This is a genomic window from Youxingia wuxianensis (assembly GCF_014385085.1).
Taxonomy (GTDB): Bacteria; Bacillota; Clostridia; order Oscillospirales; family Ruminococcaceae; genus Youxingia; species Youxingia wuxianensis.
This window is the reverse complement of sequence record NZ_JACRTD010000005.1, coordinates 80,936-102,923: the sequence shown is the minus strand read 5'-3', so window position 1 is coordinate 102,923 and position 21,988 is coordinate 80,936. Positions and strand designations below refer to the sequence as shown.

28 protein-coding genes are annotated in these 21,988 nt (G+C 46.1%); 15 read left to right on the top strand and 13 right to left on the bottom strand.

Annotated elements, in window-relative coordinates; genetic code table 11:
• Positions 1–607: 607 nt before the first annotated feature.
• From H8705_RS08160 to H8705_RS08140, 5 genes are all read left to right on the top strand, one after another.
• Positions 608–1,444, top strand: coding sequence for an anti-sigma-I factor RsgI family protein (locus H8705_RS08160; protein WP_262395348.1), 837 nt, complete (start codon positions 608–610; stop codon positions 1,442–1,444).
• A gap of 148 nt (positions 1,445–1,592) precedes the next feature.
• On the top strand, positions 1,593–2,183 hold the full coding sequence (locus tag H8705_RS08155; RefSeq protein WP_262395347.1) for an RNA polymerase sigma factor: 591 nt from the start codon (positions 1,593–1,595) through the stop codon (positions 2,181–2,183).
• Positions 2,180–3,289, top strand: a complete 1,110-nt coding sequence (locus H8705_RS08150; RefSeq protein ID WP_262395346.1) for an anti-sigma-I factor RsgI family protein — start codon at positions 2,180–2,182, stop codon at positions 3,287–3,289. The genes H8705_RS08155 and H8705_RS08150 overlap by 4 nt, the downstream gene beginning before the upstream one ends.
• Positions 3,290–3,470: 181 nt before the next feature.
• The gene (locus H8705_RS08145) at positions 3,471–3,632 is read left to right on the top strand and encodes a hypothetical protein (protein ID WP_262395345.1); all 162 of its coding nucleotides are present in this window, start codon (positions 3,471–3,473) and stop codon (positions 3,630–3,632) included.
• Positions 3,633–3,763: 131 nt separating this feature from the next.
• Positions 3,764–4,282 carry a ferritin-like domain-containing protein gene (locus H8705_RS08140; RefSeq protein ID WP_262395344.1) on the top strand — a complete coding sequence of 173 codons (519 nt, stop codon included), beginning with the start codon at positions 3,764–3,766 and terminating at the stop codon, positions 4,280–4,282.
• Here the strand turns inward: H8705_RS08140 and H8705_RS08135 are convergent, their stop codons facing one another.
• From H8705_RS08135 to H8705_RS08125, 3 genes are all read right to left on the bottom strand, one after another.
• Positions 4,283–4,438 carry a hypothetical protein gene (locus tag H8705_RS08135; RefSeq protein ID WP_262395343.1) on the bottom strand — a complete coding sequence of 52 codons (156 nt, stop codon included), beginning with the start codon at positions 4,436–4,438 and terminating at the stop codon, positions 4,283–4,285.
• 13 nt (positions 4,439–4,451) lie between these two features.
• Complete coding sequence (locus tag H8705_RS08130; RefSeq protein WP_262395342.1) at positions 4,452–5,603, bottom strand: sodium ion-translocating decarboxylase subunit beta; 1,152 nt, start codon at positions 5,601–5,603, stop codon at positions 4,452–4,454.
• Between the two features lie 231 nt (positions 5,604–5,834).
• On the bottom strand, positions 5,835–6,179 hold the full coding sequence (locus tag H8705_RS08125) for a helix-turn-helix domain-containing protein (RefSeq protein ID WP_262395341.1): 345 nt from the start codon (positions 6,177–6,179) through the stop codon (positions 5,835–5,837).
• 156 nt (positions 6,180–6,335) lie between these two features.
• On the opposite strand from H8705_RS08125, the gene H8705_RS08120 reads away from it, so the two are divergent.
• From H8705_RS08120 to H8705_RS08105, 4 genes are all read left to right on the top strand, one after another.
• Entirely contained in the window at positions 6,336–6,674 is a 339-nt protein-coding gene (locus H8705_RS08120; protein ID WP_262395340.1) for a hypothetical protein, read from the top strand.
• Positions 6,661–6,993 carry a hypothetical protein gene (locus H8705_RS08115; RefSeq protein ID WP_262395339.1) on the top strand — a complete coding sequence of 111 codons (333 nt, stop codon included), beginning with the start codon at positions 6,661–6,663 and terminating at the stop codon, positions 6,991–6,993. Before H8705_RS08120 ends, H8705_RS08115 begins: the two co-directional genes overlap by 14 nt.
• Before the next feature lie 53 nt (positions 6,994–7,046).
• Positions 7,047–7,334: a phage holin family protein gene (locus H8705_RS08110; protein ID WP_262395338.1), complete on the top strand. Its 288-nt coding sequence runs from the start codon at positions 7,047–7,049 to the stop codon at positions 7,332–7,334.
• Positions 7,335–7,434: 100 nt separating this feature from the next.
• A complete protein-coding gene (locus H8705_RS08105; RefSeq protein WP_262395337.1) occupies positions 7,435–7,575 on the top strand; it encodes a hypothetical protein in 141 nt (46 codons plus the stop codon).
• A gap of 35 nt (positions 7,576–7,610) precedes the next feature.
• Here the strand turns inward: H8705_RS08105 and H8705_RS08100 are convergent, their stop codons facing one another.
• The 8 genes from H8705_RS08100 to H8705_RS08065 form a co-directional block, all read right to left on the bottom strand.
• Entirely contained in the window at positions 7,611–8,129 is a 519-nt protein-coding gene (locus tag H8705_RS08100) for a YgjV family protein (protein WP_262395336.1), read from the bottom strand.
• Positions 8,130–8,280: 151 nt separating this feature from the next.
• Positions 8,281–9,093, bottom strand: coding sequence for an RnfABCDGE type electron transport complex subunit B (locus tag H8705_RS08095; protein ID WP_262395335.1), 813 nt, complete (start codon positions 9,091–9,093; stop codon positions 8,281–8,283).
• A gap of 18 nt (positions 9,094–9,111) precedes the next feature.
• A complete protein-coding gene (locus tag H8705_RS08090) occupies positions 9,112–9,711 on the bottom strand; it encodes an electron transport complex protein RnfA (protein WP_262395334.1) in 600 nt (199 codons plus the stop codon).
• A 2-nt stretch (positions 9,712–9,713) separates the two neighbouring features.
• Positions 9,714–10,382, bottom strand: coding sequence for an electron transport complex subunit RsxE (gene rsxE / locus H8705_RS08085; RefSeq protein WP_392392081.1), 669 nt, complete (start codon positions 10,380–10,382; stop codon positions 9,714–9,716).
• Positions 10,383–10,407: 25 nt separating this feature from the next.
• Positions 10,408–10,974 (bottom strand): RnfABCDGE type electron transport complex subunit G, encoded by a 567-nt coding sequence (locus H8705_RS08080; RefSeq protein ID WP_262395332.1) that lies wholly within the window; start codon positions 10,972–10,974, stop codon positions 10,408–10,410.
• Positions 10,971–11,909, bottom strand: a complete 939-nt coding sequence (locus tag H8705_RS08075; protein WP_262395331.1) for an RnfABCDGE type electron transport complex subunit D — start codon at positions 11,907–11,909, stop codon at positions 10,971–10,973. Before H8705_RS08075 ends, H8705_RS08080 begins: the two co-directional genes overlap by 4 nt.
• A 16-nt stretch (positions 11,910–11,925) precedes the next feature.
• The gene (rsxC, locus tag H8705_RS08070) at positions 11,926–13,218 is read right to left on the bottom strand and encodes an electron transport complex subunit RsxC (protein WP_262395406.1); all 1,293 of its coding nucleotides are present in this window, start codon (positions 13,216–13,218) and stop codon (positions 11,926–11,928) included.
• A 243-nt stretch (positions 13,219–13,461) separates the two neighbouring features.
• Positions 13,462–14,544 (bottom strand): FAD:protein FMN transferase, encoded by a 1,083-nt coding sequence (locus H8705_RS08065; protein ID WP_262395330.1) that lies wholly within the window; start codon positions 14,542–14,544, stop codon positions 13,462–13,464.
• A gap of 260 nt (positions 14,545–14,804) precedes the next feature.
• Between H8705_RS08065 and H8705_RS08060 the strand changes: the two genes are divergently transcribed.
• The 3 genes from H8705_RS08060 (at position 14,805) to H8705_RS08050 (ending at position 16,324) form a co-directional block, all read left to right on the top strand.
• Complete coding sequence (locus H8705_RS08060) at positions 14,805–15,242, top strand: FMN-binding protein (RefSeq protein WP_262395329.1); 438 nt, start codon at positions 14,805–14,807, stop codon at positions 15,240–15,242.
• A 98-nt stretch (positions 15,243–15,340) separates the two neighbouring features.
• Positions 15,341–15,700 carry a DUF1622 domain-containing protein gene (locus H8705_RS08055; RefSeq protein ID WP_262395328.1) on the top strand — a complete coding sequence of 120 codons (360 nt, stop codon included), beginning with the start codon at positions 15,341–15,343 and terminating at the stop codon, positions 15,698–15,700.
• Positions 15,701–16,324: a glycerol-3-phosphate acyltransferase gene (locus tag H8705_RS08050; RefSeq protein ID WP_262395327.1), complete on the top strand. Its 624-nt coding sequence runs from the start codon at positions 15,701–15,703 to the stop codon at positions 16,322–16,324. It abuts the gene before it with no gap.
• Positions 16,325–16,378: 54 nt separating this feature from the next.
• Here the strand turns inward: H8705_RS08050 and H8705_RS08045 are convergent, their stop codons facing one another.
• Entirely contained in the window at positions 16,379–17,377 is a 999-nt protein-coding gene (locus H8705_RS08045) for a LacI family DNA-binding transcriptional regulator (protein ID WP_262395326.1), read from the bottom strand.
• 357 nt (positions 17,378–17,734) lie between these two features.
• On the opposite strand from H8705_RS08045, the gene H8705_RS08040 reads away from it, so the two are divergent.
• Positions 17,735–18,493: a cupin domain-containing protein gene (locus tag H8705_RS08040; RefSeq protein WP_262395325.1), complete on the top strand. Its 759-nt coding sequence runs from the start codon at positions 17,735–17,737 to the stop codon at positions 18,491–18,493.
• Between the two features lie 20 nt (positions 18,494–18,513).
• Positions 18,514–19,257, top strand: coding sequence for a hypothetical protein (locus tag H8705_RS08035; RefSeq protein WP_262395324.1), 744 nt, complete (start codon positions 18,514–18,516; stop codon positions 19,255–19,257).
• Between the two features lie 53 nt (positions 19,258–19,310).
• Here H8705_RS08035 and spoIID read toward each other — a convergent pair whose 3' ends face one another.
• Complete coding sequence (gene spoIID / locus H8705_RS08030) at positions 19,311–20,375, bottom strand: stage II sporulation protein D (protein ID WP_262395323.1); 1,065 nt, start codon at positions 20,373–20,375, stop codon at positions 19,311–19,313.
• Positions 20,376–20,535: 160 nt separating this feature from the next.
• On the opposite strand from spoIID, the gene H8705_RS08025 reads away from it, so the two are divergent.
• Complete coding sequence (locus H8705_RS08025; RefSeq protein WP_262395322.1) at positions 20,536–21,924, top strand: citrate/2-methylcitrate synthase; 1,389 nt, start codon at positions 20,536–20,538, stop codon at positions 21,922–21,924.
• Positions 21,925–21,988: the final 64 nt, after the last annotated feature.

Below are 21,988 nucleotides of genomic sequence, written 5' to 3'. Positions count from 1 at the left end.
GATTTGTGTTCTGGCACATGCTTAAAGAAAAGCGGCATCTATAGTGTTGCGATGTTCCACGTCGGAGCAAGCTCTGTATCGCTTGCTCCGACTTTTTTTACAAAAGTCAGAGCGCGCTCACGCCGCTGCTCCTCCTTTCCAAATCGAACCCGCTTCGCTGGGCTTCGATTTGGTTTTGGGTGCAAACCTGGAAGTTTCGGCATCCATAGTGTTACGATGTTCCACGTTGGAGCAAGCGATGTATCGCTTGCTCCAACTTTTTTTAGTTAGAGCGTGCTCACAACCCTTCGGCTTGCTCCCAACTTTTTGCAGGCACAACAGTATCTTTTATATATGGAATGTATTCTTTAAAAAAGGGACCGCCTAATAGACGGTCCCTTTTCTGTGGTATGAGACAAGATATAAAATCGATGCTAGTAAGTTTGAACACTTTGATCTATGGTTTCGCATCAAATGACAGCTATCCCCAAGTTTCCCCCGAATACAAAATACTGTTTTACAATTTTTTTATAAATTTTTATTTTTTGTGCGATAAAATCTTTTTTTCATGTGTTATATAAGTGTAAGGGCCCAAATCAATATCATTTTTATAGAGGAGTTTTGACTTATGACACATGTTATCACCACAAATAAAAAGCTTATTATCGCCATATCTGTTGTTTTAGGGGCTGTAATTTTGGCGGCTGGCATCGCCTGGTTTTATCTTTCGCCTTCCAATTATGTATCGTTGGATGTTAATCCAAGCTTTGAGTTAGAAACCAACCGTCTGGACAAGGTAGTTTCTATCACCGCTTCCAATGACGACGCCGCTAAAATATTGGAAAACTACCGGCCTGATGACAGGGATCTGGATGACGTCATTGAGGATTTGGTCGATCGTATGATCTTCGGCGGATATCTCACTGGAGAAAAGGATAATGATATCCTTATAACAGTCAGCGACAAAAATGTTTCCCAGGATACCCTTGATAAAGTAAACCACAGAATCGCCTCTTATTTGGACCAATGTAAAATTAAGGCAAATGTCATAGGCCAAGATATCCACATTGATGACAACCTGCGCAAATCCGCTAAGGAAAACCATATTTCCACAGGTAAAATGGCAATGATTGAACAGCTTTTGCTTGGAGATCAATCCCTGACGGCACAACAGTTGGCAGAGATGCGCGTCAGTGATTTGATAGATTATGCCAAAGAGCATAATCTATCTTTGGAAGCGTTGGAAGAGCAGCTGGATGATCTGGATGATATGTACCAAGACCCCCGTTATGAACAGCTGGAAGACCAACTGGATGATTATAATGACCAATATGACGATGACGACCGGTTCGACGATGATGACCGGTTCGACGATGACGATCGGTACGACGATGACGACCGGTACGACGATGATGACGACCGGTACGACGACGATGACGACCAGTACGATGATCACGATGATTGAGACAATAGCGACAATGGCTGCGTTTTTCTGAATGTAAAATTTAAGTAAAATATCGTGTCGCATCTTGAAAAATCAGGCCGCTTGCGCCATTATTAAAAGGATGGTTTCCTACGCTAAATTTTCCTGAAAACGGAAAGGATTGAAAAATATGCTATTCTTTATGGTGGCAGAGCAGGCCGCTCCTCCTGATCGTACAAGGCAACTTAAAATCGACGAAACCCTACTGCAGAAAATCGGGGAAGCAGATGACCCTCAGGCCTTCGAACAGCTTTATCTGTTAACAGAACGGGCGGTGTATTCCTATGTGCTTTCTATTGTAAAAAATCCGGAAGATACCCTGGATATCGTACAGGAAACATATTTGAAAGTTCGTTCGGCCGCCCACCTTTATAAACCTCTGGGAAAACCCTTGGCATGGATTTTTACAATTGCCAAAAATCTTTCCCGTAATTTTCTAAGACAAAAAAATCATTCGATTGTTACAGATGATTTTCTGGCAGTGGAAGAGGACGAGTTTCATTATGTTACTGACCGCACCGATCGAATGATACTGGAAGCGGCACTTGATATTTTGGAGGAAGAGGATCGCCAAATACTTCTTCTCCATGCAGTTTCCGGACTGCGTCATCGGGAGATTGCCGCCAGTCTTGGAGTTCCTCTTTCTACTGCCTTATCACGGTATCATCGAGCTTTAAAAAAACTAAAAATATATCTATTGGGACAGGGGGTGTCTTTATGAAGCAAAAAATAGAACAATCCTTAAAGCATTCAATAGAGCAGCTCCCCCATTCTTCCTTTGAGCAGCTGGCGCATCAGCCAGTAAACAAAATGACAGAACATGATTATATCACCCGTCAAGAGCTTCCCTCCCGAAGAAAAACTCAGAGCCGAATAGCAAAACTAACAATCGCTTTTGCCGCAGTGGTTCTTATGGCGGGAATCGGTTGGTTTATGCAGTATGGCATGATCGACAGCATTATCGCGTTGGATGTCAATCCCAGTTTTGAGATCACTTCCAACCGTCATGAACAGGTATTACAGGTAAAAGGGCTTAATGATGATGCCATTGCGCTTCTAGAAGGACGGAAATACCGGGGGTGGAATTTGGACGACGCTTTAAGCTCCCTTTTTTCCGATATGGCCAACGACGGATATATCAGCGCCCAGAACAAAGCGGTTTTACTCTCTGTCAACTGTCGGGATAACGTGCGGGGCGATCAGCTGAAAATCCGGCTCTCAGAAAGTATCAATAATACTTTGCTTGCCAAAGATATTCATCCCCGGATTGTGCATCAAAATCTCACAGTGGACGAAGCTTCCCGTCAGCGAGCGGCCCAGTATAGTGTTTCTGCGGGAAAGATGCAGCTGGTAGATTCTCTTTTGGAAAAAGAACCTTCCTTTTCGGAAAAATCTCTGAGTGAAATGCCGCTAGAAGATATCTTGACCATAGCCGCAAAACAGGGCCTTGTTTTTGATGAGCTAGATGATTTAGATGACCTGGAAGATGTAATCGAAGACGCTTTCGAGGGTGATGACGACGACGATGACTATGACGACTATGATGACGATGATGATCGCCAACAGCAGACCATGGCAGGAATAGCATCTTCCTTACCATCCACCTTGGTAAAGGAGAGCAGAGACGATGATCGTTTGAACGGCAATTATGATAGCGACGACGATGATCAAGATGACAATGACTGGGATGACGATGACCAGAATGACGACGACCAAGATGACGATAACCAGAATGACGATGACCAAGATGACGATGACCAAGATGACGATGACCAAGATGACGACCAAGATGATGACCAAGATGATGACCAAGATGACGACGATTAGAACGAGGATTGAGACCATGATAATAAAAAGGGAGACGGATGAAAAATTCATCCGTCTCTTTTTTTAAATAAAATTTACCAATTCATGGATAGCTAAACTTATCTTTTTTCGTTGATAAATTTGTAAATTCTCCCTGGAATAATTGCCGGTTTTCTACACACACTGTCAGCGAGGTGATAGTATGTCTGATGTTAATACTTTTTCTCAGAATTTGGATAGCAACCCCTTTTTTCAATCTCTGCCTATCTATGTACAGGAAAATATTAAACAAAGCGGTGTGAAGATTTCAAACGAGACAGACCTGCGTAAATGCGCCGAAAATCTTATGAATAGCGGCTGTTAAGCTATCCTCAGTATGAAAAAGGACGGAAACAGGATTTTTCCTGTTTCCGTCCTTTTTTGTGCTTTCTTAGTGCTATAGCCTTGCTGTATCGCATATAAATAAAGGTACTATCATCCGAAGGAGGTCATTTTATGCTGAGTTTTAATCCAGATTCCATTGCTGTCGCCCTTAAGGATCCTTATCCCCCTATTGCCGCTACCCGGCCAAACTCCGCTTACGCTCAAATGATGTCAAACAATTTGGCTGCAATAAACAGCGAAATGACAGCGATCAACCAGTATCTTTATCAAAGCTGGATTTTAAAGGAAAGCTGTCCCCAGCTCTCGACCCTTCTTCTGCGAATTTCCCAGGTGGAAATGAGACATTTTAATACATTCGGACAGCTGGTCTTCCTGCTGGGAAAGCTCCCAAAGTATCAAGTAAGCCAAAACTGCCAATGTGCTCCTTGGAATGCTAATATGATAAATTATACCCAGGATTTGCACAGTCTGCTGCATGCAAATTTATCCGCGGAAAAACACGCGGTGGAGATATATACCAAACAGGCTCAGTCTGTCCAAGACCCCTGTGTCAGCGCTTCCCTTGCTCGGATTGTTAAGGATGAGCAGCTTCATGTAAAAATTTTTGAGGACATCCTCTGTTCTCTTTGATTATTCCATTTGAGACGCTTTCTTATTCACTCCGCCGACCTTTGTCAGCAGTACTACCACCAGGGTGATGACCAGGATAACTACAAAGATGCCCAACATTCCTTTTCCCATTAATTCTAAGGCTTTATAAAAATTTTCCATTACTTGTGCACTCATTGTCATTTCCTCCTCACATCATCATCGGCACTAGGTACAGGATAATTCCCCCCGCTACTACCGATGCAATCTGGCCAGATACATTGGCGCCCACCGCATGCATCAGCAGGTGGTTCTGGCGGTCCTCTTTCTGCGCCATCTTCTGGATTACTCGAGCGGACATAGGAAAGGCTGAAATTCCTGCCGCACCGATCATCGGATTGATCTTTTCTTTCAGGAACAGGTTCATCAATTTGGCAAACAGCACGCCGCCAACAGAATCCATAACAAAAGCTACCAATCCCAGACACATAATCATAACTGTTTCCACCGCAACAAATTGTTCCGCCCTCATGCTGAAGGAAATGGTAATTCCCAAAAGGAGGGTAATCAGATTTGCAAGTTCATTTTGTGCAGTTTCAGAAAGCCGGGTTAAACAGCCGCATTCCCGCAGCAGATTTCCAAACATCAAAAATCCTACCAAGGACACGGACATAGGCGCCACTAATCCGGCAATAATAGAAACAATAATCGGGAATAAAATCCGGGTTGTTTTGCTTACGCTTTTAGGATTGTAAGGCATCCGGATCATCCGTTCTTTTTTGGTTGTCACCAGTTTAATCGCAAGGGGCTGGATAATTGGCACCAGCGCCATATACGAATAAGCGGCTACTGCAATCGCTCCCACATATTTTGATCCAAAAATTTGGGAAACCAAAATAGAAGTGGGGCCGTCCGCCGCGCCAATAATACCAATGGATGCCGCATCCTGCAAATCAAATCCGCACAGGGTAGCCGCCGCAATGGCAAAGAAGATACCGAACTGCGCCGCAGCGCCGAAAATAAACATTTTTGGATTGGAAAGCAAAGGCCCAAAATCGATCATCGCTCCAATACCGATAAACAACAAAATTGGCAGCGCCTCTGACGCTTCGATCCCCACTTCGAAAAGCCATTGGATAATCCCGTGAGCCTCCCCTATGGTTTCTCCCGTGGCAGAAACCATCAGCTGATCCAACACCCCAGACATGGGAAGATTGACTAAAATCGCCCCAAAGCCCATGGGCATCAGCAATGCCGGTTCAAAATCCTTGCAGATCGCAAGATAAATCAAAATTCCGCCGATTACATACATTACGATCTGCTGCCATGTAATCGACATGATACCGCTTAACAGAAACTCCATCTGTCATACTCCCTCTACTCAATTTTTACTTAATATCATTAAAAAACAAGGCCTGTGTTCCCCCAAAGAACACAGGTCTTGTCATTTAAAGCTAAACCAGGGCGGACATCCCACCGGGTAATGTTGATTTAACTGCTCGCAACGAGCCGACTACTCCCCCACGTTACACGGTCATGCTATCATATTCTTTATAGGTTTGTCAACCTTTCCCCACCCTTTCTTAACGAAACCTTAGCTCCCTTTGCGTCTGGCGAGCGAAAGCCCGGTCTCAACTGCGTCTAAAACGCTTTTTCTCTCCTGAGGCGTCATTGGAACCCCATCAAATAAAAGTCCTTCCACTGAAAGAAGGTCTTTTAAATCCGCTTTTGCAAAGGCGAGCACCGCCTCATTTCCCAAAAGATAATCGGTGCTTACCTCGAAATAATTTGCCATTTTTTTGAGCAGTTCCGGGTCCGGCTCTCTGCGGCCGGTTTCATAATGATTGTACCGTTTATACCCAAGTCCCAACTCCTGGGCAACCTGAGCCTGGCTCTTACCCTTTTCTCTGCGAAGCGCGCGCAGACGTTCTGAAATCATGTAACTTCCCCCTTTGGCATAATCCCTTTATCACAATCTACAAAATGTAGCAATTTAATAATATCTACAATTAGTCGAAAAGTCAATTGACAATCTACAATTTGTAGTTTACTTTTGAAGTAAGAGCACCCCATATTCCATAAAAGGAGGAAGTCTATGTTTCAAATTATTGCGGGCAGCGCCATGGAACTTACCCGTGGGGATACCGGCAGATTTACCGTTTCTGTGCAAAACCAGGACGGAAGTCCCTATTCCCCCGCATCTGGGGACGTTATGGTATTCAGCGTAAAAAAATCGGTGACCGATACAGAGTACCTCATCCACAAGACAATCACCGGCGGCCAGGTGATTATTGAGCCTGAGGATACTCAGAGCCTTCCCTTTGGAAATTATGTATACGATATCCAGCTGACACTGGAAAACGGGGATGTAAACACTATTGTTCCCCCGAGTACATTTACCGTTTGCGGCGAGGTGAGCTATGGAGAAGCTTAGTGGGGTTTTGCACTCGTGCGGACAGCTTTCCGCCCAGCTCAACAGCAGCGTTGTGCGTATCGGCGGAAGCGACAGTTCCAGTTTCTATGTAAAGACCTTTTCTCCCTCTGATTTTTCCCAAAATGGACTTCGTTTCCAGCTGCATCTACCCGCCGCAGCACATAATTTAGGATATCAGTGGATTGTTGCTGAAGTTGTAAGGGAGAAACAAGGCAAATACGGCACTATCGACTATCAGATCCACCGCCTTCCCAACGGGGACGCCCTTATGTATTCTCATGACGCTTTCCGTGGGCAAATCGTACTGCAGAGTATTTAAAAAAAACTTCTGCTCATATATATTTGACAGATGTGTGTTAAAGGGGGATTATTTTGAATATACAGGATTATATCAAACCGGAACTGCTTGTGCTGATTCCTGTCCTCTACATCACCGGACTGGCAGTAAAAGCCTCTAAGATCAAAGATAGCCTGATCCCTTCTATTTTAGGAGCAGTGAGCATTACCCTCGCGGCATTATGGGTATTCGCAACCACTCCGATGCGGCTGCCCCAGGATCTGGCAATGGGAATTTTTATTTCTATTACCCAAGGTATTCTGGCTGCCGGCGCCAGTGTTTTTTTCAACCAACTCAAAAAACAGGCTCAAAAGAATGACTAGCAACGCAAAAAGCGCCGTAAATTTACGGCGCTTTTTGGTTTTTCCTCATATTCCTGGTAAAACTAATCTCAAGAACCTAATTTTGTAAGAGGTGGTAAGTATGACACTGCGCAAACTGACAATTGGGCTTATCGCCATCCTTTTACTTACTAGCTCTCTGCTGGTAAACGCTGACACCCAGGGAAAAAACTCTCTTCGCCCAGCTTTGGCCGAAAGAGGGGAACCCATGAATGCAAAATAAAAAAGGCGGATACAAATACAGTCCGCCTTTTCGTTTTATTCTTCACTGAGCAGAGCCTTTTCACTGTGGTGCATCTTTACAATAGCCGCCAGATCTACTATCAGGATAATGGAATCGCTGATAGCTGTGGAGAAGTCTAAAATTAAAAATGAGTAAACAATCCAGATAGCCATGTTCACAAAGATACTGCATCTTATCGCTTTTATCCCGGTGATGTAGTAACAGCAGATGGTATATTCCACCGTAGCGATTACCGGCATTAGCCCCAATAACCCCCGGCTGTTAGCCAGGATACCGGCAACTATGGTAAGTACTAGGAATATGTACATCATTTGCTTGGTATAGCGCTCCCTTGCTACTATTAAATTGCGCACCGCACTAAGCAATAAGGTAGTCGTTCCCGCCAGAGATCCAAAAAGTACCGAAGAGATAGCCAGCAGGACGCATTCCATAAACTGGCAAAGAAAAATTCCCCGCTTGTTTTTAACAAGACAACTGGCGGCCAGAAACAATGCAGCGACAAGCGATATAATATTGCCAATAATAATCCTCACGCCCAAATCTCTCCTGCTTTATTTTTGTTCATTCCTCTAACAATCTTAATCACTATCTATTATAGCGTTTTCCCTATTTTCTGTGATCTTTTCCCTTAAGATAAAACCCCCGGAAGAAAAATTTCTTCCGGGGGTTTTTCAGCCTCTGTACTTATCTGCTTTCACAGGTGGGATGGAAATGGTCGATAACATGTACCGGGCACACTTCCATACATTTCCCACAGGAAATACATTTTTCCGGATCAATATAAGCCAGGTTGTCCTCTACTTTAACTGCTTCCGTAGGACATACGGAAACACATTTTCTGCACGCAATACAGCCATTGGTACAAACCTTGCGGGTTTTTGCACCCTTGTCCTTATTGCGGCAAGAAACATGGATTGGTTTTGTCAAAGGATATACCGAAATCAAACTCTTAGGGCAAACCTTTACGCAGATGGAGCAGCCGATACACTTTTCCGGACGCACCACCGCCACGCCATTGACTACATCAATCGCATGACTGGGGCAAGCCTGGGCACAGTCCCCATAACCAAGACAGCCATAACCACAGCTGGTTTCCCCGCCGAAGAGCTGGCTGGCGGCACGGCAGGTTTGTATCCCCTGATAATCCATTTTATCGCTGGTGACATCGCAATATCCTTTGCAGGCCACAAACGCCACTTTTTCCTCTACGTCCTGATAAGCTACGCCCAACACCTCGCTGATTTTGCGGGAGGTTTCGTCGCCGCCAGGAACACAGCGGTTGGTTTTCGCTCCGTCCTCAACAATCGCTTTTGCATACTGGTCACAGCCCGCATAGCCGCATACGCCGCAGTTTACTCCGGGCAGGCAGCCACGGACCTGCTCCAGTTTCTCATTTACCGGAACGCTCATAAATTTCGACGCCAGCGCCAGCATAATGCCGGCGGCCAGGCCGATACCTGTCAGTATAAGGACAGGGAGTATAATATCATTAAACATTCTTCTTCCCCGCCTTTCTTATTTGAAGATTCCATCGATTACGCCGCCAAATCCCAAAAAGGACAACGCCACAATCGACGCGGAAATCAAAGTGATGGGAAGGCCTTCAAACGCCTTGCGGATTTTACAGCCTTCAATACGGGTACGCACCCCGGCAAACAGAACCATAGCCAGTAAAAAGCCAAGTCCGCCGCCCAATGCGTTAACCAAGGATGCGATATAATCATGGCCGTCTTTGATGTTAAGCAAAGTAACGCCCAAAATCGCACAGTTGGTAGTAATCAGCGGCAGATAAACCCCTAAAGTATTGTACAGCACTGGAATATATCTTTTCAGTGCAAACTCCACCAACTGTACAAACGCCGCAATTACCAGGATAAAGGTGATCGTATCCAGATAGCCAAGCCCGTTAGGCGCCAGCAGGTAAGTATATACCGGCCAGGTAACCGCAGTGGCCATGACCATTACAAACGTTACCGCGCAGCTCATGCCGAAAGCAGAGCTAAGCTTTTTGGAGACCCCCAAAAAAGGGCAGATCCCCATAAATTTAGAAAGTACAAAGTTATCTACCAAGATAGCGCTGAACAATACAATACATAAATTTTTTGCAAGTTCCATAGTCAGCAGCCCTCCTGTCTGTTCTGGCAGGTACCCGCCGCCGGGCAGGAACCGCAGCCAAAGGATTTTCTCGGGGTTTTGCCCTGTTTTCTCAGCAAAATACCTACGAGGGCAATCAAAATACCAAAGACAAAGAATCCGCCCGCAGGAGTGGTAAAGAAACCGATAGGGTCAAACAGATTGGCTGTAACGGTAATTCCCATCCAAGTGCCCGCTCCCAGCAGTTCGCGTACGCTGCTGATAGCAAGCAGGGAAAGGGTGAAGCCAAGTCCCATACCAAGACCGTCAAAGAAGGACGCTCCTACGGTATTTTTACTGGCGAACACTTCCGCGCGTCCCAACAAAATACAGTTTACCACAATAAGGTCCAAAAACACACCCAAAGCTACGTACAGCGGCTGAACATACGCCATCATCAGCTGTTTGATAATCGTAACGAATCCCGCGATTACCACAATATAACACGGAATACGCACTGTCTTAGGGATAACGTTTTTAATCAGGGAGATTACTACATTGGAACCAATAAGCACAAAGGTCGTTGCCAGCCCCATGCCGATAGCGTTGCTTGCCATGGTAGTGACCGCCAAAGACGGGCAGGTTCCCAGCAGCAAAACCATTACCGGATTTTCTTTAATAATACCGTTGAGTAAAATGGATAAATTAGACATTTTCTGTGTGCCGTTCTTACTCATCTTACTGCGCCCCCTTTACTAAATTGACCGCTTCGAGAGCACAGTTCGCCGCGTTTGTCATAGCGGTGGAAGAGATTGTCGCCCCGGTCAGCGCAACAATATCATTCTCTCCCGACGCGCTCCCCTTTACCAGGTTTAGCGAACCGCTTTTTCCGATGAACTGGCCTTTAAAATCCACTGTGGCAATCCGGTCGCCCAGTCCCTGGGTTTCTCCATGCTCCAGCACTTCAACGCCTACGATCGCGCCTTCATTGTCAATGCCAAACATCACGGAAATATCCCCGCCATAACCAGAGGTTACTGCGGTAACAGCATACCCTGCGCCGTTATCCGCCTGATAAATCTCGGAAATCCCCAGTTCGCTCATAGCCATGCCTTCATAGACAACCTGAGTAAAACTATCCCCTTCAGGCAGCACTACCCGGCGGGATTCGTTGGCTTTTTCTACGGCCGCCTGAGCAATAATAGGGGCGGTAAAATAGTTGGTTACCGCCAATAAAGAAGTAACAATCAAACATACTAGTCCTAATACCACAACTGGCATCACAATTTCTTTTGTCTTACTCATGACTGTACTTCACCTCCCAACACCTTCGGGAAGGTAGCTTTTTCAATATACGGGGTCACAATATTCATCAAAAGAATGGAGAAAGAGACTCCTTCCGCATAAGAACCGAACAGTCGGATCACAATGGTAATAATTCCACAGCCCAACGCAAAGATCACTTTTCCCCAACGGGTAGTGGGAGAAGTAGTATAATCGGTGGCCATAAAAATTGCGCCTAAAAGCAAGCCGCCGCTGAGCACATGGAACATGACGTCCTGGCCGCCCAGCCAAGCTCCTACCGCTACAGTAGCCACATAAACCAACGGAATAGTCGGGCTGATCACCTTGCGTACCACCAGATAAACAAAGCCTAAAATCAGCGCGAAAGCACAAGTCTCGCCCAAACATCCGCCCACAGTGCCCAAAAACAGGTCACTGTATTCTGTCCAGCGCCCGCTGCGCATAAGGCCCAGGGGAGTAGCAGTGGTCATGATATCCGAAGTGGCATATTTCCACGAAAAAGGTTTTACCCAGGTAGTCATCGCGGAGGAAAAAGAAACAAACAGCACGATGCGCCCTACCAGCGCTGGATTGGCAAAGTTCTGGCCAATACCGCCGAACAGTTCCTTTACAATTACAATCGCAAAGAAGCAGCCCACCACCGCCATCCAAATCGGCAGAGTCGCCGGCAAGTTATAAGCCAGCAGAAGGCCGGTCACCACAGCGCTTAAATCGCCGATAGTATTCTCGTCCTTACAGATTTTGCACATTGCCCACTCAAAAAACACACAGGCAATTACACAGACCGCAGACAGAAGAAACGCTCGCGGCCCAAAGATGACGGTCGCCGCTACCAGCGCAGGAAGCAAAGCGATCACCACATCCAGCATAATGCTGCGCGTCGTCCTTCCCCCATGGATATGAGGCGACGGCGATACGATCAATTTATCATTCAAGTCAAACACCTCTTACTTATTTTTCTCTCAACAGCTTTTTGGCCATCCGGTTTACCTGCACCAATTTTCTATGGGCTGGACATGCATAAGAGCAGCAGCCGCATTCCATACACAGGTTTACTTTCAGCTCCGTCAAGCGTGTTTTGTTTTTTGCGTCGTAGGCTTTTTCGATCGCCGCCGGCATCAAATGGACCGGACATGCCGCTCCGCATTTTCCGCAACGGATACAGGCGGTCGTTTTTTGCTGTTTAGCCTGTTTTTCGTCAAAGAAGAGGATTGCATTGTTGTTTTTTACTACCGGTGTGTCCACATCAAACACCGAAACGCCCATCATTGGTCCGCCCATAAGCACTTTGCGCACAGTATCTTTCATTCCGCCGCAAAACTGAGCCACTTCGGAAATCGGAGTCCCCAGAGTAACGAAAACATTTTTCTTCTCATTAATTCCCGCTCCATCCACGGTGAGACGTTTGCTTACCAAAGGCATCCCTGTGCGCAGATAACCCCCTACAAACCCTACAGAAGCCACGTTCATAACAATCACGCCTACGTCGATGGGAAGCTTTCCTTCCGGAACCACGCGTCCTACCGTATCGTAGATAATCACTTTTTCCGCGCCTTTGGGGTATTTGCTTTGAAGTACATGGACTTCAAAATCCCCCTTGGCCGCCAGTTCCCGGTACATTTCAATGGCTTTAGGCTTATTATTCTCGACGCTTAAAATCACTTTACCTACGCCTATATACTCTTTTACCGCTTTCATGCCCGCTATAATATCGTCGGCGTTTTCCAGCATTTCCCGATAATCGGACGTGATATACGGCTCGCATTCTGCTGCATTGATAATCAGGTAATCCGCTTTCTGTTCCGGCTTGATATTCAGTTTAATCCAGGTAGGAAAACCGGCCCCTCCAAGGCCTACCAGACCAGACGCTTTGACCGCTTCAATAAAGCTCTCCTTTGAAGTTACTACCGGAGGCACCACCTGGGGGGAAACGCTCTGGGCTCCGTCCGTTTCGATCACTGCCATCTCACAGCTTTCTCCGCTCATCATGGTCATAGTTTCAATCGACTTGACCGTGCCGGAAACACTGGAGTGGATGGGTGCCGACAAAAACCCCTGACTTTCCCCGATAACTTGTCCCACCAATACCTGTTCTCCTGGCTTCACCACACATTTGCATGGAGCTCCCAGGTGCTGCGACATAGGAATGTATACTTTGCCAGGTACCGGCATTGTTACGGTTTCCATGTCTTCGGTATTCTTGTGATGGGCAATCCGGATGCCTTTTAATGTCTTTGCCCTCATTAGACTCACTTCTCACAACCTCCAACCCTATTTTATTTGCTTGTTTGCCACTTTTATTTAATCCCTTTATTACAGCGTGCCCGAAGGCAGGCTTTTCCATGCTCGTCTGTAAAAAATACTTCTCTCCCCTTTTTATAAAAAGGCCGACCTATAGTATACCATATTAAAATCCAGATTTCTACGGGTTTTGACGGGTTTTCTCCTGTTTAATTTTTAACATGTGAGCATAAGGTGTTTTCTCCATTATACTACAGGAACTAAAGTATATTCCTCGGATTTTTCGTCGAAAAATTCCACTTTATCCATCAAAGAAGGAGAAATATAGATATTCTGTTCCCGATCCACAATCACCAGATAAAACTCCGGCGTCTCTTTTAGTTCTTGCTGCCGGATCGCATCCAGCGCCGCATCCCGGCCCAGGATATAAAAGGTAGTGGATAAAAAGTCCGCCATCGCTCCGTCAGTACAAATAGCCGTAGCAGACAGAAGGTCGGAATCTACCGGGCGTCCAGTTTTTTTATCAATAATATGATGATAGGATACCCCTTCATACTCAAAAAAGCGCTCGTACGCTCCGGAGGTAGCCAACACACAATCAGTAAGCGTAATCGCCATCAGCGGATCGTTTTCCCCGCCTAAGGGATCTCTCACCCCAACGCGGTATCCCTCCTGTCCTTGGGGCGTTTTATAGGTATACACGTTTCCACCCAAGGAAATCGTCCCGGTAACCACCTTCTCCTGCTCGTAAATCTCTTTGACAATATCGCAGGCATATCCCTTGGCGATCCCGCCGACGTCAATCCCCATTCCTTTTTCCGCCAGCATCACCGAATTGTCCTCATCCCGAAAAAGCACCTTGCTCCAGTCCACCAGGGCAAGCTTTTCCTCAATGGCCTGCTGCGTGGGCGGAACGCCCTGCTTTTTTGCGTCGTGCCACAGCATAGTCACCGGCGCTATCGTAAAATCAAACGCATCGTCAGATTGCTGCGAAAGCTGGGCGGAGCGCTTCAGCAGATCATAGGTGCGCTTCGACACCTTTACATAGTCTTTCCCCGCGTGGGAATTAATCTCATTTATTTCGCTTTTCTCATCATAGAGGGACAACTCTTTGTCAAAAGCCAACAATGCCTGATAAACTTTTTCCATCGTTTTCTGAGGACGTTTTCCCACTACCGTCTGCTCGATAAAGGTATCCATTAAAAAATCTATTCTGTCTGCGGTTTCTACCTTTGGCAAAAAAGCGCAAACCCCTGCGACTATGAGCAAAATAATAATCCCAGCAGCACTGATCATCGCCGCTGTTTTCCGCCGCCCATTCAGCTTCATTATATATAAGCCCCCATCTTCCGATCAAATTTGCAATCCCGCCCGAAAACAGATAAGTACATACCAGTATTTCCTGAGTTATTATAACATAATTATCAGCAGGATAATGGTGTCTATTGTTTTCTTTATGTATATTCTACTGAAATTTTGCCCATAGATAATTTGGGCATACCTTTTATATTGACTATTTCCTATTTTCGTAATACAATATAGTCAAATAATTAACACACATTTTCAACACTATTAGGAGGATCTTGTAAATGAAAAAAGTTCTTGTGGCTCTTTTAGCACTTGTGTTGTGCCTGAGCTTGTTTGCTGGTTGTTCCAGTTCCATGAAGGATGGCTCTTACAAAGCGGAATTCAGCAGTTTTGATGATCATGGCTGGAAAGACTTTGTAGAACTGACCATCAAGGACGGCAAAATTACTGAAGTGAATTTTGACTCCATCAATGAGGAAGGCCTGCTTAAAAGCGAGGACGAATCCTATCAGGAAAATATGGAGCCCGTATCCGGAACTTATCCTGGAAAATTCTTCCCTGAGTTAGAAAATCAGCTTCTGGAAAAACAAGAGATTAAAAAAGTGGACACCGTAACCGGAGCTACCAATTCTTCTGACGCTTTCAAAATCCTGGTAACTGAAATTATGGATAAAGGCGCCAGCAAAGGCAACACGGATACTATTATCGTAGAAAGATAACCATCGGGAGCAATTAGCACTATAATGGCAGGAAGCATCAGGTTTCCTGCCATTGCTATATCCAGCCGTTTATTGGGATATTGTAAGGAGGGCTGCAAATGGATATTTTGCATGAACTGCTGAACTATATTGTAGACATCGCTATTTTATTGTTCGAATTTATGGGAGTGCTAGTGGTAATCGCCTCCGGGGTACGGGGGATTTACGATTATCTCCGGCGCAACCCCTTAACCCGCTTAAACCTTGCCAAAGGTCTTGCCATGGGGCTGGAATTTAAGCTGGGAAGCGAGATTTTGCGTACCGTTGTGGTACGGGATATTACAGAAATATTTACTGTAGCGGGAATTATCGCTTTGCGGGCCGCCTTAACCGTACTGATTCACTGGGAAATTAAAAATGAAGAGCCTGCCTTGTCCATTTTCCCCGAAAAAAAGGACGAGCCCGGGGGGAAAGAATAAATGGCAGAACGGCTCGCCTGTGTCATCGTGGGCTATTTTTTCGGCTGTCTGCTTACCGCTCAGCTTTTTGTCTGGCTGAAAACCGGCAGGAAATTGCCCTCGGAAAGCACCGGCAATCCCGGCACTGCTTATATCGCGGACACTTTCGGCGCCCGCTGGGGTGCGGCGGTGCTTTTGGGAGATCTAATGAAAACGGTCTTTGCCTGCGCGCTGTGCCAGTATGTTCTTTTCCCCGCCCTTGGGCGGCAGGCGGCACTGTATGCGGGGCTGGGCGCCTGTATCGGACACTGCTGGCCTTTCTGGAATAAATTTCATGGAGGAAAAGGGATCGCTGTAACCATCGCTGCCTCCCTGCTGTTCTCCCCGGCCGTTGGCCTCATCAGCGCGGCGGCGGCCGGGACGATCGTCGTTCTCTGCGGTTATCTGGCGGCAGGCTCCGCTGTACTAGCCGCCGCCTTTCCCATCGTTACCGCTCTGTTTGGATATCCTGTTTCAGCTGTATGGGGAGCGGCGGGAATGGGATTTATTATATTGGTGCGCCACCGGGCAAATTTCCGTAGAATAAAAGAGCACACGGAACCTCGCAAAAATTTCAGCCAGCGGATGAAAGGACTGAAAAAATAAGCGGCATAACACTTTTGTTATGCCGCTTATTTTTTTACTCCATTTGATAACTGCTCATTCGCGGCGATAGGTTTCCCGTTCTTCCAATTTAGCGGACACCACCAGTTTATCGATGGCATCTTTTCCCTGAAGGATATCCAACATGGTCTCCACAGCGATATTGCACTGAACATCGATCCGGTTGTCCATGCTGGTCAAAGCCGGGGTGCAGCACACGGCGTGCTCCGAATTATTAAAACCAATAATAGGAAACGACCGTCCAGCCTGCACCATAGCCTGCAAAGCGCCCACGGCCAAAATGTCGTCCGCGGCTAAAATGGCGTCTATCCTTTCCCCCGCCTCAAACAGCTGGGAAAAAATAGATTTTGTGCAAAACAGCTCCGACTGGACAAAAGGGTCTATCCGGATGTGAAGCTTCGGATTGGGGGCAAGCCCGCATAATTTGATCCCGTCCAGAAATCCCTGACGTTTTTGATAGGCGCTATAGGTATCGCTGTCCTCAATAAACGCCATGTTGCGGCAGCCCCGCTCAAACAATTCTTTTACCATATCGCACATAGCGGTGCGTTCATCGCACAGAACACAATATACTCCAGGCAGATCAAGATATCCGTTAACAATAATAAGCGGCACCCGTTTGCCCGATTTTTGGTATTCGGAAAGTTCTGGGTCTTCCTCCCCGGCACAGCCCACCATAAAGATTGCGTCCACCCGCTTATCGGAAAGCAGGTGGAGATATTCGTGGGTGGATTTACTCTGTCTGCCGGTACAACACAAAAGAACATCATAGCCTCTGTCGCGCAGGGAATGTTCCAAAGAAGAAACTGTTCTCGCGTGGTTTACATCTCCGATGTCCGGGCAGAGGATCCCTACTGTATTAATAGATTTCGTATTCAGACCCCGGGCGAAAAGGTTGGGCGTATAGTTGTTTTCCGCCATCACGCTAAGCACCTTTTCTTTGCTGGCGCTGCTTACATTGGGGTTATTATTAATGACGCGGGACACCGTGGCCACAGACACTCCGGCCAGTTTCGCGATTTCCTTGATATTCATCTTCGTCTCCTGCCGATTTCATAGATTACGATATTACAGATTATCATACCACATGAGTTTTAAAAATGCAAAGAATCTACTGCATTTTCATGTATTTCACTTAAAAATTTTTATATTTTTGTAACTAGTATCAACAAGTCTTTTATTCTCTATTAGCAAAATACCACAACAATTCCCCTATATATTAAGACCTATTCACAAAACTCAAAAATTGCCCTTGACTTTTCTTTCCAATAGCCCTATTATAATTGTAACTAGTAACAATAATTTCGAGAAACTAGTTCCAATTGTGGACCGTCGCCTGTTTTTCAGGCTGGAAATATTGTGAAAAATTTTTCTGAGAAGAGGAGTGCTACAATGAAAAAGACTGTTGTCAGCAGAAGAAAAGATCTGTCCCCCAAGTTCGAAAACGGCTTGTCCCGCACCGAAATACTGGCTGGTTCCTATGACCAGGTAAAACTGAATTACTGTGTCATGGAGGATAAAACCAGTTGGAAACCGGAACTGTATAAGTTTGAAGACAAATGCCAGATTTTCATTTTCGTGAAAGGTACCGGCTACATAACCACCAGCCAGCGCGCTTATAACATCACCGAAGCCGCTGTGTTTGTTCCTAAATTTGATACAGATGACTTTGTTATCTATGCGGGCAAAGACTTAGAGTTTGTTCAGATTATCGCTACTATGGGTAAATACGATCAGCTTGCTATTAAAGCCGGCGCGATCACCCTGCCTCGTTTCCGCCTCATGAGCGAAGGCTGGACCTATGACGAAGACTTTAAGGCTCCTGGCACCCAGTCCTGTTCTTTGGTAGAACACAGAAGCCTCGGTCGTTTCAGCGTAGGCGCTACCTTCGGCAAAGGCCCCAGCTGCAACGGAACCCATACCCACCCAGACCTGGAACAGTGGTATTTTGTTCTGCCTGGCTCCCGCTTTACTTACACTTCTGAAGGCGACACCGTCGTGATGGAAGAGGGAGACGTTTCTTACACCGGACATGGCGTTCCCCACAGCAGTGAATCCTTTGCAGGCGAACAGCTGGATTATATCTGGTTTGAACTTTGCGAGGACGGTTATCCCAACGAACTGCCAGAAGATGTCTGGCCAATGAAATAATTAAGAAAGAGGTTAGTGTTATGGCAATCGATATTATCAGCAGAAAAGACATCCCTATGGACTTTAACAAAGACGGATATGCCCAGACTGAGGTTCTCAAAGGCGTATATCCTTGGGTAAAAAGCTATCAGTGCATCCTGAAAGCTGGCTGCACTGTTCATCCTCAGCTGTTCGCTGACAAAATTCAGGTGTTCAGCTTTGTTTCAGGCAAAGGCTATGTTGGTGAAACCGGCAAGGCTTACAACATCACTGAACTGAGCTTTTATATTCCTGATTTTGACAACGAGCCTTTCTTTATTCATGCGTCGGAAGAATTAGTCATCCAACTGATGGTAGTAGATATGAACGACAACGACAAACTGGCGTATGAAGATACTCATATGGTACTGCCCAGCTTCAAAGCCTTCTCTCAGTTAGAGCCGTATGATCAGAGCTGCAAAGGCCCGCATACTAAGAGCTGGACGGTAATCCATTCCGGCAACCTGGCCCGTGTACTGATGGGCGTTGTCCGCGCGGAAGGCGAAGGCACCAAAGAAAAAGGTCATCCGGAAGTTGCTCAGTGGAGCTATGCTCTGCCTGGATCTGACTTTATCTATACCGTAGATAAAGAATCCGTTCCGCAGAAAGAGTTTGACTTAAGTTATGTAGAGGCTGGTCTGGACCATTCTCTGGTAGCGGAACCGGGCAAAACTGTGTTCTATATCTGGTTCGAACACATGGTAAAAGATGTTGATGTAAAACCCCAGTCTTACGAAAACTATTAATTCAAATTTAATCTACATAAAATCCCTCTCAGAGGCTTCTGAGGGGGATTTTTTTAGTTGACCAGCGCCGTCAGAGCCGCACCGGTATAATAATGGAGTAATATCTCGTCAAAGCTGCTCCCCTGACGTGCCATGTAATCCGCTCCATACTGGGAAAGCCCTACCCCATGTCCATAGCCCTTGACATTGAAGGTAAATTGGCTGCCGTCACAGGAGATGGTAAAATCTGCCGAACGCAGCTGCAATAGAGTTCGTAAATCTTTTCCTGCCAGCTCTACATCGCCGGCATACATTTTAGTAACATATCCTCCTTCTGAGCGCTGAACGATCTCAAACCATTGGGCTGGATCCTGGGGAAGCTGAATTTTTGGATATGCGTCTGTCAGTACCTGCTGTACCTGCTGCACTGAAAACACCGCGGCACTTTCATAATCCGGGGCCAGAGTATCCCCGTAACTTTCCACTGGTACCAGATAGGGGGCGCTTCCCGTCCACACATTGGAGGCGTCCTCGGTAGTACCGCTGCTCATGGAATGATACGCGGCCACAATCGGTTCATCCTCATAGGTAAGGATGTAACCGGCCGCTTCGTCCGCCGCCTCGCAGATCATTTTCCAATAGGCGTCCCCCAATTCCCCATATCTTTCCTTAAAAATTTCTTCGGTAGTATATACCTTCCAATTCTCTGGATCAGCAGAAAAGTCCGCTTCTTTTATCGTCTTGTCCGGTTCCTGTTCATGGTTCGCCTTTTGTACCAGAGCATATGTATGGGCCGCGACCGCTTGAGCCTTCAGCGCCTCCTTATGAAAAGTAGGCGGCATCTCCGCAGCCACAGCACCCCGCACAAAGGTGATATTATCCACATGGAATACCTTTTCGGAGGTCTGATCATAAATGTCAAACCCTGCATTTTTTTCTGGATAGACCTGCAAATCTTCCGCAGGCGCCTGTGGAGGTTTTTGTAGAGGCGTGTCTGCAGTCTGATTTTCTATTTCTTGCACCGGAACATTAGGTATAGGGAGTAACTGGACATCCGAGTTTGTCCCAAATAATGCCAACAATGGAATAGAGAACATTAATATAGCAAATAAAAGCCCTGTGGCCACTCGGTATCTCATTTTTATACCATCCTATTTATGAAAGATTATCCTTTCAAACTTTCATTTTTACATTGATTTAACATTGGAATCTATTGACATTCTTTACAACGTACAGTACAATAAAAAGTATCATATTGAAAGAGTGTTGTGTCGATCGCCCATTTTAGGAGAGAAGGAGATGCTGAAATTGAACTTGGAAACAACGGTAGCTCTCAATGAAGAGTTTAAAAAGGATATTAAATTATTATTCGAACAGTATCAGAAATATAACCGTTTTGACCAGTCCTATTATGACCGGTTCAATGTAAAACGCGGCCTTCGTAATGCTGACGGCACCGGTGTTCTGGCCGGACTTAGCCAGATTTGTAATGTACATGGCTATATGATCAATGAAGGCGAAAAAATGCCAATCGACGGCGAGTTGATTTACCGGGGGATTAATATCCACGATATTATCAATGGATGTGCCACAGACAATCGCTATAGCTTTGAGGAAACCGCCTGGCTGCTGCTGATGGGTTTTCTGCCTAACCAAAAACAGCTGGACCATTTTTCCGCTATGCTGTCCAGATACCGCGATCTGCCTGATAACTTCACAGAAGATATGATTATGAAAGCTCCCAGCACGAATATTATGAATGTTCTTTCCCGGTGTGTGCTGGCATTATATACTTATGACAACAATCCGGAGGATACCTCCATTGAAAATGTAATGCGGCAGTCGATCCAACTGATTGCCCGCATGCCATCTATTATGGTTGCCGCTTATCAAGTGAAAAAAAGAGTGTTCGATGGACGCAGCATGTACCTGCACAATCCCCGGCCGGATTTTTCTACCGCCCAGAATATTCTGCGTTTGCTTCGTTCGGATAAGCAGTTCACGGAAGAAGAGGCCCATCTGCTGGATTTGTGCCTGGTACTCCATGTGGAGCATGGCGGCGGAAACAACTCCACTTTTACTACCCGTGTTCTTACCTCTTCCGGTACGGATACCTATTCTGCTATTTCCGCAGGCATCGGTTCCTTAAAGGGGCCTCGCCATGGCGGCGCCAGCCATAAAGTAAGTGAAATGATGACCGCTATTAAGGAAGGGGTTTCTAACTGGGACGATGACAACGAAGTAAAAGATTTCTTAGTAAAAATCATTAATAAGCAAGCGGGTGACCATTCCGGTTTGATTTATGGGATGGGCCATGCCGTATATACAAAAAGCGATCCCCGTGCCACTATCCTAAAAGCCAATGCTATTAAATTGGCCACCGGCACTGAGTATGAAAAGGAATTTAAACTGCTGCATTCCGTAGAACGGTTAGCGCCGGATCTTCTGAGAGAAAAATGGGGCAACGACCGATCGGTGTGCGCCAACGTAGACTTGTATTCCGGGCTGGTTTACCGGATGTTGGGAATTCCGGAAGAGCTTCATACTCCTTTGTTCGCAACCGCCCGTACTGCCGGCTGGTGCGCTCACCGGATGGAGGAGATCAGCAGCGGCGGAAAGATTATCCGTCCCGCTTATAAGCCCATCGCTCAGGAACAAGAGTATATTCCTCTCTCGGAGAGACATTAATCTGATAAGCAAACGCGTACCGCTTGACTTCTATCGAAGTCAAGCGGTATAATATTATGTATGT